Annotated in this window: 18 protein-coding genes; 3 read left to right on the plus strand and 15 right to left on the minus strand. The window is 37.7% G+C overall.

Annotated features, from left to right (window positions below; translation table 11 throughout):
* Nucleotides 1–96: 96 nt before the first annotated feature.
* Nucleotides 97–255 (minus strand): YjcZ family sporulation protein, encoded by a 159-nt coding sequence (locus FXW34_RS09120; protein ID WP_281292927.1) that lies wholly within the window; start codon nt 253–255, stop codon nt 97–99.
* Between the two features lie 207 nt (nt 256–462).
* On the opposite strand from FXW34_RS09120, the gene FXW34_RS09125 reads away from it, so the two are divergent.
* Nucleotides 463–1,035, plus strand: a complete 573-nt coding sequence (locus FXW34_RS09125) for a DUF502 domain-containing protein (protein ID WP_147533676.1) — start codon at nt 463–465, stop codon at nt 1,033–1,035.
* Between the two features lie 269 nt (nt 1,036–1,304).
* Here the strand turns inward: FXW34_RS09125 and msrB are convergent, their stop codons facing one another.
* Nucleotides 1,305–1,742, minus strand: a complete 438-nt coding sequence (gene msrB, locus FXW34_RS09130; protein ID WP_147533677.1) for a peptide-methionine (R)-S-oxide reductase MsrB — start codon at nt 1,740–1,742, stop codon at nt 1,305–1,307.
* Nucleotides 1,732–2,274, minus strand: a complete 543-nt coding sequence (gene msrA / locus FXW34_RS09135) for a peptide-methionine (S)-S-oxide reductase MsrA (RefSeq protein ID WP_147533678.1) — start codon at nt 2,272–2,274, stop codon at nt 1,732–1,734. The genes msrB and msrA overlap by 11 nt, the downstream gene beginning before the upstream one ends.
* A gap of 146 nt (nt 2,275–2,420) precedes the next feature.
* Between msrA and FXW34_RS09140 the strand changes: the two genes are divergently transcribed.
* Entirely contained in the window at nt 2,421–3,185 is a 765-nt protein-coding gene (locus tag FXW34_RS09140) for a DUF4397 domain-containing protein (protein WP_147533679.1), read from the plus strand.
* A 118-nt stretch (nt 3,186–3,303) separates the two neighbouring features.
* Here FXW34_RS09140 and FXW34_RS09145 read toward each other — a convergent pair whose 3' ends face one another.
* The 3 genes from FXW34_RS09145 to FXW34_RS09155 all read right to left on the minus strand — a co-directional run bounded on the left by FXW34_RS09145 (nt 3,304) and on the right by FXW34_RS09155 (nt 5,502).
* Complete coding sequence (locus tag FXW34_RS09145; RefSeq protein ID WP_147533680.1) at nt 3,304–3,888, minus strand: YpmS family protein; 585 nt, start codon at nt 3,886–3,888, stop codon at nt 3,304–3,306.
* Between the two features lie 76 nt (nt 3,889–3,964).
* Entirely contained in the window at nt 3,965–4,549 is a 585-nt protein-coding gene (locus FXW34_RS09150; protein WP_147533681.1) for an SCO family protein, read from the minus strand.
* Nucleotides 4,550–4,659: 110 nt separating this feature from the next.
* Nucleotides 4,660–5,502: a DegV family protein gene (locus FXW34_RS09155; RefSeq protein WP_147533682.1), complete on the minus strand. Its 843-nt coding sequence runs from the start codon at nt 5,500–5,502 to the stop codon at nt 4,660–4,662.
* A gap of 210 nt (nt 5,503–5,712) precedes the next feature.
* Between FXW34_RS09155 and FXW34_RS09160 the strand changes: the two genes are divergently transcribed.
* Nucleotides 5,713–6,273, plus strand: a complete 561-nt coding sequence (locus FXW34_RS09160; protein ID WP_147533683.1) for a class D sortase — start codon at nt 5,713–5,715, stop codon at nt 6,271–6,273.
* Between the two features lie 53 nt (nt 6,274–6,326).
* On the opposite strand, the gene hypE is transcribed toward FXW34_RS09160, so the two are convergent.
* Genes hypE through cybH form a run of 9 tightly spaced genes read right to left on the minus strand, consistent with a single transcriptional unit; the run spans nt 6,327 to nt 13,648 of the window.
* Nucleotides 6,327–7,328: a hydrogenase expression/formation protein HypE gene (hypE, locus tag FXW34_RS09165; protein ID WP_147533684.1), complete on the minus strand. Its 1,002-nt coding sequence runs from the start codon at nt 7,326–7,328 to the stop codon at nt 6,327–6,329.
* The gene (gene hypD, locus FXW34_RS09170; protein WP_147533685.1) at nt 7,328–8,440 is read right to left on the minus strand and encodes a hydrogenase formation protein HypD; all 1,113 of its coding nucleotides are present in this window, start codon (nt 8,438–8,440) and stop codon (nt 7,328–7,330) included. The genes hypE and hypD overlap by 1 nt, the downstream gene beginning before the upstream one ends.
* Nucleotides 8,412–8,648, minus strand: coding sequence for a HypC/HybG/HupF family hydrogenase formation chaperone (locus FXW34_RS09175; RefSeq protein ID WP_147533686.1), 237 nt, complete (start codon nt 8,646–8,648; stop codon nt 8,412–8,414). Before FXW34_RS09175 ends, hypD begins: the two co-directional genes overlap by 29 nt.
* Nucleotides 8,639–10,933 carry a carbamoyltransferase HypF gene (gene hypF, locus FXW34_RS09180; RefSeq protein ID WP_147533687.1) on the minus strand — a complete coding sequence of 765 codons (2,295 nt, stop codon included), beginning with the start codon at nt 10,931–10,933 and terminating at the stop codon, nt 8,639–8,641. The genes FXW34_RS09175 and hypF overlap by 10 nt, the downstream gene beginning before the upstream one ends.
* Nucleotides 10,905–11,576 (minus strand): hydrogenase nickel incorporation protein HypB, encoded by a 672-nt coding sequence (gene hypB / locus FXW34_RS09185; protein ID WP_147533688.1) that lies wholly within the window; start codon nt 11,574–11,576, stop codon nt 10,905–10,907. Before hypB ends, hypF begins: the two co-directional genes overlap by 29 nt.
* A 5-nt stretch (nt 11,577–11,581) precedes the next feature.
* On the minus strand, nt 11,582–11,932 hold the full coding sequence (locus tag FXW34_RS09190; protein WP_147533689.1) for a hydrogenase maturation nickel metallochaperone HypA/HybF: 351 nt from the start codon (nt 11,930–11,932) through the stop codon (nt 11,582–11,584).
* 36 nt (nt 11,933–11,968) lie between these two features.
* Nucleotides 11,969–12,379, minus strand: a complete 411-nt coding sequence (locus tag FXW34_RS09195; protein ID WP_147533690.1) for a hypothetical protein — start codon at nt 12,377–12,379, stop codon at nt 11,969–11,971.
* Nucleotides 12,376–12,864: a HyaD/HybD family hydrogenase maturation endopeptidase gene (locus tag FXW34_RS09200; protein ID WP_147533691.1), complete on the minus strand. Its 489-nt coding sequence runs from the start codon at nt 12,862–12,864 to the stop codon at nt 12,376–12,378. Before FXW34_RS09200 ends, FXW34_RS09195 begins: the two co-directional genes overlap by 4 nt.
* Complete coding sequence (gene cybH, locus FXW34_RS09205; protein ID WP_147533692.1) at nt 12,854–13,648, minus strand: Ni/Fe-hydrogenase, b-type cytochrome subunit; 795 nt, start codon at nt 13,646–13,648, stop codon at nt 12,854–12,856. The genes FXW34_RS09200 and cybH overlap by 11 nt, the downstream gene beginning before the upstream one ends.
* Nucleotides 13,649–13,651 lie beyond the last annotated feature (3 nt).

A 13,651-nucleotide genomic window follows, 5' to 3' on the forward strand; every position in this document is an offset into this window, starting at 1 on the left:
TCAAACAAAACACGAACATTATATGAGTATCGCATAAAATCATTCGTAATAACAAAAACTCACGGATGTTATCCGTGAGTCACATTCTCAATTCATTTACTTACCGTAGCAGCTTGCTCCGATAATAATTAACAAGATAAATAGTACTACGATTAATGCAAACCAATTCCCGTACCCATAGCCATACCCATAACCACAGCTTGTATACATTGGTGCGGTTACGCCACAGCCAAAGCCGCCATGACCAAAATGCATACCTCATCACTCCTCTTTGTTGTTCAGTGTACATTGATAAGGTATGTTGTAGGTTCTTGTCTCGCATGTGTTTTCGCCTAAACTTTTTTATATCAACTAATTACATCAGTGAAAATTCTTATCGTTCAACTAAAAATTACACGATTTACTAAATTTTTGATACACTAAATTGATGTATTATTTTATTTCGTTGGAGGATATCAACAGGTGAGAAATTTAATCAAAAGCTTTATAAATGGTATTTTGACAATTGTCCCAATTATTTTAGTAGTATATGTATGTTATAAAACCTTTATGTTTCTTGATAGTATTCTTGGGAATCTACTTAAGCCTTATTTAAAGGATGATTACATTCCTGGAATTGGGTTATTGCTCACACTCGGACTCATTACTTTACTAGGATGGTTATCCACGAAATTTATTACTGGTAGAGTCATCCGGATTATTGACCGAATTTTAGAGAATATCCCTTTAGTTAAGACGGTGTATTCAGTCATAAAAGATACGATTCATTCCTTCCTTGGTGAAAAAAAGTCATTTTCCAAAGTTGCTTTAGTTACCATCCCAGGAACGGGGATGAAGAGCATGGGCTTTGTTACTGCAGAGGAACTGGATAAATTTTATCAAGGACTAGAAGATTACATCGCCGTCTATGTTCCACAAACGTTCCAGGTTGCAGGTTTTACATTTCTCATCCCAAAAGAACAGGTTGAAATCATCGATGTTAAGCCAGAAGATGCGATGAAATTCATTTTATCGGGTGGAATGACGAATAAATAAAGAGTACCATTTTAGCTTAAACGGGCGAGGTAAATTAGGGAGCATGTAGGAGTTCTATATTACCTTTTAAGGATTTCTAATTAGGTTTGGGCACATACAAACGCTTAACGTTACCATTTTCTGGTTTCTCGTCCAGGTTTAGGCACATAAACGCACTATACGTTACCACTCTCGAGTTTTCAGCACAGATTTGGGCACGTAATCGCATTATAAGTTACCATTCTCGGGTTTTCAGCCTAGGTTTAGACATGAAAACCCGTTCTACATATTTACTTATGAAACATTTCCAACCAGTTCCCGTACCCTTCCTTTTCTAGCTCTTCTTTTGGTATAAATCTAAGTGAGGCTGAATTGATACAATAACGCAAACCCGTTGGGTCAGGGCCATCATTAAATACATGTCCTAAATGCGAATTTGCGGTTTTACTGCGCACTTCTGTCCGAATCATAAAATGAGTATAATCTTGTTTCTCCTCGATTTCATCCTCTTCTAGGGGTTTCGTGAAGCTTGGCCAACCGCAGCCTGCATCAAATTTATCCTTTGAGCTAAATAAAGGCTTACCAGATACGATATCTACATAAATACCTTCTCTTGTTTCATTCCAATAATCATTTCGGAAAGGTGGTTCTGTCCCATTATTTTGTGTAACTTCAAATTGAATTGGTGTTAATTTTTTCTTCAATTCATCCATATCTTTACTTTTCATGCTGTTCACCCCAATGCATCCGAATAAAGGCATCCCGTCCAGATCCGATGCGGTACCGCTCATAATGTGGGGGGTTCTTTTTATAATAATCCTGATGATATTCCTCAGCAGGATAAAACGTGCTAACAGGAAGAATTTTCGTAGCTATAGGTTTGGTAAATCGTCCGCTTTCCGCCAGTTCCTTTTTAGAAGTTTCTGCTATATGTTTTTGGTCATCATTATGATAGAAAATCACTGTTTGATACGAGGTCCCCCGATTATAGAATTGTCCCCCAGCATCGGTCGGATCAATTTGCTGCCAAAACAGCTGTAATAATTTCTCATATGGAAATATTTCGGGATTATAGGTTATTTGCACCGCTTCATAATGCCCCGTTGTTTCTGAACAAACCTGTTGATAAGTAGGATTTTCAACATGACCTCCCGTGTATCCTGAAACAACTTTTATGATGCCTGGCTGTTCATCGAACGGCTTAACCATACACCAGAAACAGCCTCCAGCAAAGGTAGCTTTTTTCAATTGTCCTTCCATCTTTTACCTCCAAATTATCACTTCATTATTACTATAATCACTATTTTAACTTCTTTATATCAAATTGAGAAATACATAGCACATACACCACCCTCGCCCAAAGCGCATATGTTATCGAAGAAGCCTTAAGGATAGGAGCGATGCATATGCCACAAAAAAGAAATGGGCAGGATTATTTTGAAAAAGCAGCTTCATATGATGTGATGGCTAATTATTATAAATACTTGGACCCAAGCTTACACATCCATTATTACCAAAAGCATTTACGGGCGCTGTCAAAAGCATTCCAAGCAGCAATTGCTGAACAAAGACAAATAGAACCAAGGAATCAATCTCACGGAATTATTCGTGTTTTGCACGGTTCAAGCGACACACCAAACGTAGATGTATATATTAATGCCATCCGCGTTTTTCGAAATCTCCCTTATAAACAAGTAAGCAATTATTTATCCATGCCGAGCGGCAAATATCATCTTGATATTTATCCTGCTGAAGATCAAGTTAACAGTATATTAAACAAACGGATAACCGTGGAAGCTGGGAAAATTTATACATTACCGTTGATAGGAGTTGAAAAGAAGCTGCGCATGCTCACTCTACAGGATCAACTCGACGTACCAACTGGGGAAAGCAAATTCCGATTTATTCACCTTTCACCGGATACCCCTCCATTAGATGTCGCTGTCGTTAAAGGGGATGTGGTCTTCCCTAAAGTATCCTACAAAGAAGCGACACCTTATTTAGGATTAACACCGATGACGGTTGACCTTGAAATCAGGACCGCCGGGACTAAAGAGGTACTATTACCACTTCATGAATTACAGTTTAACCCAAATGAAGTGTATTCAATAATTGCAACAAGTTCACATCAAAATGAGCGATCCTTTGAGACATTCGTTATAAGAGGCTAGACGACCGGAGGACTGGTCGTTTTCATTTTATGTAAATTGAAAATTAACAATTAAGATTAATGTCATAAGCAAGTTGTCGGACTGACCTCATTCGTAGAGGACAGTCCATTTTATTCTTTTACTTTGACTGCTCTTTTACCGGAACTAAAAGCGTAAAGATTATTTGATCCTGCTTTAAATCGAATTGATTTGCAACGATTTGAACATCACTTTTTAATTTTAATGACTGAAGATCAACATACACTTGTTCCTCATTTGGCTGTATCGTAACCCACTCTGGAAATTTATAAAAGCTGTCAACAATCCTTAAAACAGTTGCTGATGGAAGGTTTAATTTCCCAATCGATATTTGCCTTTCCTGTAAAATAAGATCACCATTTTCCAATGCCTTGGGTTCAAACACTAGCTTCATATCAATATTTTGATTTAGAAAAGGAAATGTTCCAAATAAATTTACATAATCATCTAATTGAATGCTATAATCAATCACTCCATCATTTTGCTCTTTTAAATATTGATTAATAACCGTATTAACGTCCTTTTTTTTTCCTTGAATTAGAAAGGATACCGCATTTATGTCAGGTGAAGTATTTTCTAATGGTTTATTTTCCGCAGGAGAAGTTAAAAATATGATCAATATAGTCACTAGTAATATGTTTAAGGAAAGTAATATTAAAAATAAGCTTTTCCATATATTCTTCATCTTTATGTAATCTCCTATTTTTTGTTTCTGCATAATTATCCCCTCTATGAATAAGAAAAAAACCCTCCGAAGAAGGTTATTTTTGTAATGTTTTTATATCTTTTATGATTTGTTTATATGGGATTTCATCAAGACCATCGTAATATGCAACAATTTTACCGTCTTGATCCATTAAATAAAAATCAATCCCATGAATAACTTGATCTTCATTTTCAGGTTTTTTCACGACTGCTTTAAAATCCTTTAATGCCTTTTGTTCAATTTCTTCCTGAGTATAGCCAGTTAGGAAATGCCAATTACTATAATCAGCATTAAAGTTATCAGCAAACATTTTTAAACGATCTGGAGTATCTACTGCTGGATCAACACTAAACGAGACAAGCTCAACATCTTCGATTCCTTCATCTTTCAGCATTTGTTGCAGCTTAGCCATATTGGCTGTCATTGGTAAGCATACATCAGCACAGGAGGTGAAGATGAAATCAGAAACCCATACCTTCCCCTTTAAGTCTGATAAACCAAATGACTTACCCTCTTGGTCAGTATATGTAAAATCCTTAACTGGCCAATTTTTTGCATTTTTAATCTCATTTTGTCCACATGCAGAAATAATAATAGAAAGAATGATAACGATTACAAACATACTCGCTTTTTTAAACATTGCTCCCACCCACTTTATTCTAATATATCTGAAATTTATTCTAACAAACCTTTTGAAAAGAAAAAAGGAAAAGATGTCGAAATACCAACCTTTCCCTTTTTTCTTGTCGTTTATTCACAATAATACATAAATCCAATCGCTCCTACACCAGTGTGGGTTCCTATTACAGGAGTGGTATAGCGAATGTCAACATCAGCATATCCTGTTAACTCATAAATAGCATCTTTTAGCTTATTGGCTAAATCAAGACCTTCTACATGTACAATCCCTACACCATGGATTGTTTTCCCCTTCGTCTCTTCAACAAACTGCTTCGCTAAATATTTCACAACTTGCGAGTGGCTTCTAACTTTGGCAACAGGTGTATATACACCACCATCAAGGGTAGCAATTGGCTTTATATTTAACAAAGATCCAATCATTCCTTGCCCTTTACCAATTCTCCCACCTTTTATCAAGTTCTCCAATGTATCTACTACGACAAAAAGCGTTGTTTGTTCACGAACTTTTTCAACAGCCGCTAGTATTTCTTCTGCAGTTTTTCCAGCCTGAGCTAGCTTTGCTGCTTCAATCACTTGAAAAGCTAGTGCAGTTGATATGTACTTGGAATCCACTACATGAACCTTCGCCTTTGTCATTTGTGTTGCGCTAGCAGCAGACTGAACAGTCCCACTCATCCCACCTGTCATGTGAATGGAAATCACTTCATAGCCCTCATCTGCAAGTCGATCATAGACTTCAGCAAATTTGCCAACTGCAGGCTGTGAACTTTTGGGAAGTTCAGGTGATTCTTTCATTTTTCTAATAAACTCAACCGGAGTAATGTCAACTCGATCAATAAAAGTATCTCCGTTAATATGAATAGATAGTGGCACAACCTCTAAGTTATATTGACTTATTTCCTCATCCGTTAAATCTACAGTGGAATCGGTTACAATCTTGATTTTACTCAATTCTTCACTTCCTAACTTTAGGCACTTAATTCTTATTATACAGATTCATTTTTGACAATGAAACCTATTCTAATAACTTTTATCCAGATACACAATTTTCCGACATTAATGGAAGATGATTCACTTTTTTCTACACTGTTTCTATAAAACTACGGTTGTTCGACAACTTGAAATATTATAAAGTAATAGGTGAAGAGATGGAGGGGTATCATGATTCGCAAATTTTCCTTTTTATTAATCAGTGTAGGCCTATTGATTGTTGGTTATAGTGCTTATCAGATTTTTAAAACTAAAACAGTACAAACGAATAATTTAGAAAAAGCCCATGAAATATTACAAAGGCCTGAAATCGATCTCGAAGAATTCTCGCCTTTTACAGGAGATGTTGTTGGAATCCTGTCTATTCCAAGAATTGAAGCTGAGCTTCCGATTGTTGAAGGCACAGATGCGGATGATTTAGAAAAGGGCGTTGGGCACTATAAAGGAACTGCATGGCCATTAGGAAATGATCAAATTGTATTATCAGGTCATCGTGATACTGTATTTCGAAGAATGGGTGAGCTCGAAATTGGTGATGAGCTTATTGTAAAGGTTCCATTTGGAGAATTCACATACAAAATCGAAGGGACAAGAGTAGTCTCTGCGGATGATTTAACAGTCATAAAACCAACTGCACCCAATGAGGTTTTAACTGTTACAACATGCTATCCATTTAGGTATGTAGGTAATGCACCAGATCGATATATTATAACAGCAATTCCTGTAAAATAGAGAAAAGCTGACAACCTAGTCAGCTTTTCTCTATTTTTTCTATTATATTAAAATTAACAAATCCTCGGTAGCATCGTTCCTGTTAATCTCGATAACATCCTTTTTGATCCAAGCGGTGTTTGCAGTAGTAATTGACTTTTTTCTTTACCAGAAACATGGCCTATAATCGCTGCATCCTTTCCGATTGGGTCCTGCTTAATGATTTCTAAAACCTTTTGCGATTCTTGTTTTGAAACGATAATGATCGCTTTTCCCTCATTTGCTAAATATAAAGGATCAAAACCAAGCAAATCACATGCTCCGTGAACCTCATCCCTAATCGGTATCTTTTCTTCTTCGATAACGAGAGTAAGCGAGAAATCTTCAGCAATCTCGACCAAGGTTGTCGCAAGTCCTCCGCGAGTTGGATCTCTCATGATTCGCACTTCATCACATTCCTTCATCACATTCCCCAGCATATGATTTAAAGATGCACAATCACTCAATAACGGCACAGAAATTCCTAAGTTTTCCCGTGAAGTAAACACGGCCATACCATGATCACCAATCGTTCCTGTGATAATGATTTGGTCATTTTCGTTAAAAATTAATTCCGGGTTTAGTTTTTTCTCGATTATGCCAATCCCTGTTGTGTTGATGAAGACTCCATCCGCACTTCCTCTTTCAACCACCTTTGTATCCCCGGCAATGATGGCTACACCTGTTTTCTTCGCTTCATTAGCCATATCAAGGACTATTTTTTTTAAATCATTAATCGGAAAGCCCTCTTCAATCACAAAGCCACAAGTTAAATATAAAGGCTTTGCTCCGCTTACTGTTAAATCATTCACCGTACCGGCTACCGCTAGTTTCCCGATTGTCCCCCCTGGAAAAAATACTGGTTTGATTACAAATGAATCAGTTGTTACAGCAATCTCTGAAGTTGGTAAACTCAATTGAGTGGCATCAAACATCGATTCCTCTCGGTTTCCAAATGCTTCAACAAAAAGTTCCTGGATTAATTGGTGGCTCAATTCTCCACCATCACCATGGGCTAAACTGATGATTTGTCCCATTAAAAACTCTCCCTCATGTAATGGTAGTAGGCAGAACAGCTTCCTTCTTGGGATACCATGCAAGGTCCAACCGGATTCATTGGCCGACATGCTTTCGCAAATAACGGGCATTCATTAGGTGAAATAATGCCTCTAATTACTTCTCCACAACGACATTTTGTTTTTCTTGGGCTGCCAAGCTTAATTTCAAAACGTTTTTTGGCATTGAAGCGATCAAACTCAGGCTTTAAGTCCAAACCACTATTAGGAATGATACCAATTCCGCGCCATGATTCGTCACAAACTGTGAAATAAGTATCCATCCATTGTTTTGCGATTTGATTTCCTTCCTTAGACACGATTGAACGATGGTCATTTATGATTTTTGGTTCATTTTTTAATGCAAGGTCAATCAATCTATATATTCCGCTAAGCAATTCGGCTGGTTCAAATCCTGAAATGACTCCTGACACGTCATATTCTTTCGCTAAATAATGATAAGAATCTTCCCCTAATACAATGGAAACATGCCCTGGGAGTAAGAATCCATCAAGATTGACTTCTCCTGCTTCCAATAATGAGCGAAGAATCGGTTCAACAAGCTTTGTTGTCATCCATAATGAAAAATTAGGGAGCTTCAGTTTATCAGCTTGTCCAACAAGTAGCGCTAAAATCGGGATGGTCGTTTCAAAACCAATTCCTAGAAAGATGACTTGTTTATCTGTATTTTCTTGAGCTATCGTGATTGCATCCATCGGAGAATATAAAACACGGACATCCTTTCCTTCTGTTTTGGATTGTAACAAGGTTTTGTTAGAACCCGGAACCCGTACCATATCTCCAAATGTACAAATAATCCGATTATCGCCTTCTGCAAGAGCAATCATCGCATCAATCGAATGCTGGTCTGTTACACAGACGGGACAGCCAGGACCTGAAATAAGGTTCACATATCCTAGTAGCGACTGTTTTACCCCAGTTTTAGCTAAGGCCATCGTATGAGATCCACAAACTTCCATAAAAGCGGGTTTTCTGCCCATTGCTAAATGAAATTCTTCTGCTTTATCTTTTACAGCAGATAATAAAGCTCTACAAATATCAGGATTAGAGGATTGTTTTAGAATCTCGAGCATGGGTTATTTTCCTCCACTCTTCTAAACTGACTTTGGCATATTCTTCATCGACAATCGACATCGCTTGACCTGCATGGACAATTACAAAATCACCGATTTCCACTTCTGGTACAAAAATTATTCCAACAGTTGTTTGTGAACCCATCACATCAACGATAGCTGAGTATTCGTATTTTTCGATTACTTTAGCAGGCACACCTACACACATGTTCTCGCCCCCCTAATTGCTGCTGCTACTAATAGTTGTCCATATGATAAACCACCATCATTACATGGAACCTTTTGATGGTTATATACTGAAAATCCGAGTTTGCTAAGTTCAACTGTAAGTCGCTCACGTAAGTAACGGTTGTGAAAGCTACCACCTGATAGAACAACCTGGTTATTACGTGAAGGATACTTTACTTTCATCATATGCATCACTTCAACCAGAGCTCTAACAATAGTTTCATGAAATCTACTACTAATATTTTCTAGCGATGCTTGATTTAGGACATCTTCGGCAATCTCTTTTAACATTTTGCTAAAATCAAAGATTAGTACTTGATTCGATTTAATAAGTTGATAGGAATAAGGATGAATGGATTCCTTATGTACTGCCTTTTCACTCAATTTTATTGCAGCTTCACCATCATACGTGGCTAGGTGACAAATTCCGGACATTGCACTGACAGCATCAAATAGTCTTCCACATGTTCCAGCTAGGATTGTATTAATGTTTTTAGTCATCATCGTTTGAAGAACGGTCAATTGGGTTTCCCTATCAGGGAATAATTGATTGGCAAACCAAAAGCCTTCTTCTCCTAGCAAACTCATTAACATAGCCGCTGCATTTCTCCACGGTTCTTTAATAGCCTTTTCGATTCCTGGTAATGGTGTATAAGTTAAATGAGCTTGCCGTTCAAATTTGCCATAATCACCATATAGTATTTCAAAACCCCAAATATGACCATCAGAACCGTAACCGGTTCCATCGAGAATAATGCCATAAGCTTCACTATCTATTTCATTCTCACCCATACACGCAGCCATATGGGCGTGATGATGCTGAATTTCCATTAGCTCATCAAAATGATAGTCCTTTGCAATTTCTCTAGACATATAACTTGGATGGGCATCGATTACAGCAGTGGTTTTCGGTATATCAATCCATTTTAATAAATGGTTTAATTCTTGTTTATAGTGATTGATTGTTTCGATATTTTCTAAATCACCTATATGGGGACCAACAAAGATTTGTTCATTCCTCCCAATGGAAAAGGTTGTTTTTTGTTGTCCACCAAAGGCAACAATACCGGTTACATCTCGATTTATGGGTAAGGGATCTGGAACGTACCCTCTTGATCGCCTCAAAAAGTCTTGATTTTCACTGTTCAATTGAACGACTGAATCATCAACAGGATGCAAGATAACTCGATTATGAATTAAATAATAATCGCAAATCCCCTTTAAATAATGGAAAACTTGATCTTCAGTGTAGATCATTGGCAAACCAGACGGATTGGCACTGGTCATAACGAGACACTTTGCTTTAGAATTTTCAAATAGCAAATGGTGCAGCGGCGTATACGGAAGCATTACACCTATGGTACTCATGCCAGGTGCTATGCTGTCTGCAAGTTCCTTCTTGTGATTTTTCTGAAGAACCACTATCGGGCTTTCCGGGCTTTTAAGAATCTCTTCTTCTTGACTGCTAACAGCTGCAAACTTTTTAGCCTCATCAATTGATGCCGCCATCACAGCAAGAGGCCTTACTTTTCGATTTTTTCTAATTCGTAAGCTTTGAATGGCTTCCTCGTTTCTCGCATCACAGCATAAGTGATATCCACCAATCCCTTTAACCGCAATAATTGCACCTTTTTCTAACAATCTAATAGTCTCTGAAATCGGATCATTGATTTCAAGCAACTCTCCTTTTGAATCGAATAACAACACATGTGGACCACATTTTGGACACGCAATTGGCTGCGCATGGTGGCGGCGATTTAATGGATCCCCATATTCTTTTTGACAGTCAGGACACATGGTAAAAGGACCCATTGTCGTATAAGGTCGGTCGTAAGGAAGTTCTTGAATAATCGTGTATCTGGGTCCGCATTGAGTGCAGTTAATAAACGGATAACGGTAACGAAAGTCATCTGGATTTCGCATTTCTTCAATACAGTCGTCACATACAGCCGAGTCAATCGGAATCACCAGCATCGAGGTACCACTACGTTCACTTTTTATAATTGTAAAATCACAATGATGTTCTATTTCAGCATCGTTTACAATAATAGAATCAATCTTCGACAATCTTGGTGCTTTATTTTTAAGGTCTTCTAAAAATGAACAAAGCTGTTCACTTTCTCCTTCTAGATGAATCTTAACTCCATCCATATTGTTTTGAACGGTGCCTTTCATTTCATACTTATCTGCAAGAGCGAATACAAACGGACGAAATCCTACCCCCTGAACTCTTCCTCTAACTGATATTTTCTTTGCTGAAATCATAACCCATTGCACCTTCAATCCAAGAAAGCCAATTTTCCAATCCTTCTTTCGTTGTTGCTGATATCGGGATTAATTTTGATTCAGGATTTATCGCTTGTAAATCTACTTTGGCTTGCTCGACATCGAAGTTCAAATATGGCAACAGGTCAATCTTATTAACGAGTACTAACTCTGTGCGCATAAACATTTGCGGATATTTCGGAATTTTATCATTTCCTTCAGGCACACTTAACACGGCGATTTTTTTGTGCTGTCCTAAATCGTAGCCTGATGGACATACTAAATTTCCTACGTTCTCGATAAACAACAAATCTATCTCATCCAAATCCAATTCTGCTAAGGCTGCGGCAATCATTCTTGCATCGAGGTGACAACCCCCATGTGTGTTAATTTGAACAGCCTTAGCCCCCATCGCCCGAATGCGATCTGCGTCTCGCTCTGTAGCCAAGTCTCCTTCTATAACTGCAATTCGATAACGATCGGATAAAGCTCGTACTGTTTCTTCAAGCAACGTTGTTTTGCCTGCCCCTGGGGAACTCATCATATTAATGACAAAAGTATTAGTTTCAGAGAATAGTTCCCTATTAAATTCTGCTGCTTTGTTGTTATTAGTTAATACATCTGTCCTTAACGTTACCTTCATATTCGTTATCTCCCCTCGTATGATAAGACTTGAAACGCTTCACCTGATGTTACTTTTCCAGACGGCATCTGACATTTTGGGCATAGAGCAATACGTTGGTCCGGCTGATAAACACTACCACAAAGCACACATTCGGCTCTTGCTGCTTCAATATGAATCTCTAGTATTGCGGATGAATCAATAAAGTGTGGATTTTGTTCTTTAAAAATCTCAAAGGCCATTCTCAAGGCATCTGGTAACACATTACTAATCTCACCAACAACCAACTCAACCTTTTGTAGTATTTTAACTCCCTTTGAATCGGCATCGTCTTGAATAATGTTCAATATATCTCCCATCAATGACATTTCATGCATGGAATCATCCCTTATTTAGGTTGTAGATTATAACTGCTAAAGCCCAACATAATAGCCGTCACTTTTTTCGATTAACGGCAGCTCCGTTATATCTAAATTTCCAATATTCGTTTGAAAATTATAATCTTTCTCGCAATTCAAACATTTACAAGTTAATAATAGGTTTGATAGATTAAGAAGATTGGAACACGAAGGGCAAATACCGCTCATTGCCCTCATGTTCCCATTCATTTGAATAATATAAATAGGTTTTCCATGGATAAAATATTCATTTACCTTGGTAAACTCTGTATCCTTTTGACAAACGAACACCCAGCGAATCCCAAGCATAGAGTCGGCGGTCTTTTCTAGCTTCTCAAGTTCCTCGTCAACAAAAGGTTCATAGACCGTTCTTATAGTGCTAAATAACCCCTTCCTCATTTCTTTAAGAAAATCCTGTCTGTTCACATTGCTTCTCTCCAAACTTGTATTTGGTGTTGAACAGCTTTAGCAAGATCAGTTAATTTTGCTTGATTTACAGGGGATAATTGGACACCGAGATCTAAACAAGATGGTTGCATTCCCACCATGGTGATATTCTTTGGATATCTTTCCCTCAGCTTTGCTGCAAACAATACTTCTTGAAAACCTAATTGGTGAATTGACATTTTAATACCGAAATAAGCTGGAATCTCCTCACCTTTTAATACAATAATCTCACCGCCTGATTTACCGGCATTTATCGCATCGATGACCAGTAAATAATCAGTATCCTCGACCGGACCTAACAGCTTCATCCCATCTGTCGAACCCTCGATTATTTCGATTGACTGATCATCTTTATACAGTTCTTCTAATAAGGGTAGTATGTGAACGCCAACCCCTTCATCAGAAAAAATACTATTGCCAATTCCTAATATCGTGATTTTATTTTCTGAGCTGCTATTTCTCATCTTTTCCTCCAATCGCCTTTTTAGGCTCCACTTTATAGCCTGTACCAATTGAAGATAGTGTTCCATTTCTTTCAAGATAATCGTCACGCCAAGCTAAGTATATATGAATCACTGAAAATACCATAAACGCCCAAGCGATTAAATGGTGCCAAGAGCGAATCGAATAGCTGTCTCCAAAAATACTCGGTACCCATGCAAACAAGTTTGCGAAAAATGAGCCATGCTGCGGTTCAAAGTAAAGATAAAAACCAGTTAAAATGATCCCGATTGAGCCAATTCCGATAAACACAATATAGCTCATAATCGCCAATGGATTATGACCAACATAATGCGGTTTTTTATGTTTCATAAATAGGTAGAATTTTATAGTTTCAAACATTTCCTTCCAATAAATGAGTCGGAAAATATTTTGTGATGAATATTTATTACCTGCAAAAATCCAGTAAAAGCGATAGATTGAGTTAATCGTAAATACGAATGCAGCGAAGAAATGAATATATCGCATCCACCCCATTAAATTGGAATAATATGCTTCCTCAGGAATGGTAGCAGCAGCAAACGGTTTACCTATATAAATACCCGTCACCATTAAAAAAAGAATCGCGATGGCATTCACCCAATGCCAAATCCGAACCGGTAGCTCCCAAACATAGACTTTAACAACATCATTGCCAATCGGTTTAATAATTGGCGGACGATTTCGTCTGAAACTGGTTTCGCTGTTTTCACCGGGTAGAAGCGGTATCGATCCCTTTTTTCGGTTGATAATTTTTGGATTAGGCATAAC

The sequence above is a fragment of the Bacillus marasmi genome (genome assembly GCF_902168435.1).
Classification (GTDB): domain Bacteria; phylum Bacillota; class Bacilli; order Bacillales; family Cytobacillaceae; genus Bacillus_BU; species Bacillus_BU marasmi.

What these genes read in the sequence shown, in the direction of transcription:
- FXW34_RS09120 (WP_281292927.1), bottom strand. Translation starts at nt 255, where the DNA reads ATGCATTTTGGTCATGGCGGCTTTGGCTGTGGCGTAACCGCACCAATG.
- msrB (WP_147533677.1), bottom strand. Translation starts at nt 1,742, where the DNA reads ATGAAAAGTAAAGATATGGATGAATTGAAGAAAAAATTAACACCAATT.
- msrA (WP_147533678.1), bottom strand. Translation starts at nt 2,274, where the DNA reads ATGGAAGGACAATTGAAAAAAGCTACCTTTGCTGGAGGCTGTTTCTGG.
- FXW34_RS09140 (WP_147533679.1), top strand. Translation starts at nt 2,421, where the DNA reads ATGCCACAAAAAAGAAATGGGCAGGATTATTTTGAAAAAGCAGCTTCA.
- FXW34_RS09145 (WP_147533680.1), bottom strand. Translation starts at nt 3,888, where the DNA reads ATGAAGAATATATGGAAAAGCTTATTTTTAATATTACTTTCCTTAAAC.
- FXW34_RS09150 (WP_147533681.1), bottom strand. Translation starts at nt 4,549, where the DNA reads ATGTTTAAAAAAGCGAGTATGTTTGTAATCGTTATCATTCTTTCTATT.
- FXW34_RS09160 (WP_147533683.1), top strand. Translation starts at nt 5,713, where the DNA reads ATGATTCGCAAATTTTCCTTTTTATTAATCAGTGTAGGCCTATTGATT.
- hypE (WP_147533684.1), bottom strand. Translation starts at nt 7,328, where the DNA reads ATGGGACAAATCATCAGTTTAGCCCATGGTGATGGTGGAGAATTGAGC.
- hypD (WP_147533685.1), bottom strand. Translation starts at nt 8,440, where the DNA reads ATGCTCGAGATTCTAAAACAATCCTCTAATCCTGATATTTGTAGAGCT.
- FXW34_RS09175 (WP_147533686.1), bottom strand. Translation starts at nt 8,648, where the DNA reads ATGTGTGTAGGTGTGCCTGCTAAAGTAATCGAAAAATACGAATACTCA.
- hypF (WP_147533687.1), bottom strand. Translation starts at nt 10,933, where the DNA reads ATGATTTCAGCAAAGAAAATATCAGTTAGAGGAAGAGTTCAGGGGGTA.
- hypB (WP_147533688.1), bottom strand. Translation starts at nt 11,576, where the DNA reads ATGAAGGTAACGTTAAGGACAGATGTATTAACTAATAACAACAAAGCA.
- FXW34_RS09190 (WP_147533689.1), bottom strand. Translation starts at nt 11,932, where the DNA reads ATGCATGAAATGTCATTGATGGGAGATATATTGAACATTATTCAAGAC.
- FXW34_RS09200 (WP_147533691.1), bottom strand. Translation starts at nt 12,864, where the DNA reads ATGAGAAATAGCAGCTCAGAAAATAAAATCACGATATTAGGAATTGGC.
- cybH (WP_147533692.1), bottom strand. Translation starts at nt 13,648, where the DNA reads ATGCCTAATCCAAAAATTATCAACCGAAAAAAGGGATCGATACCGCTT.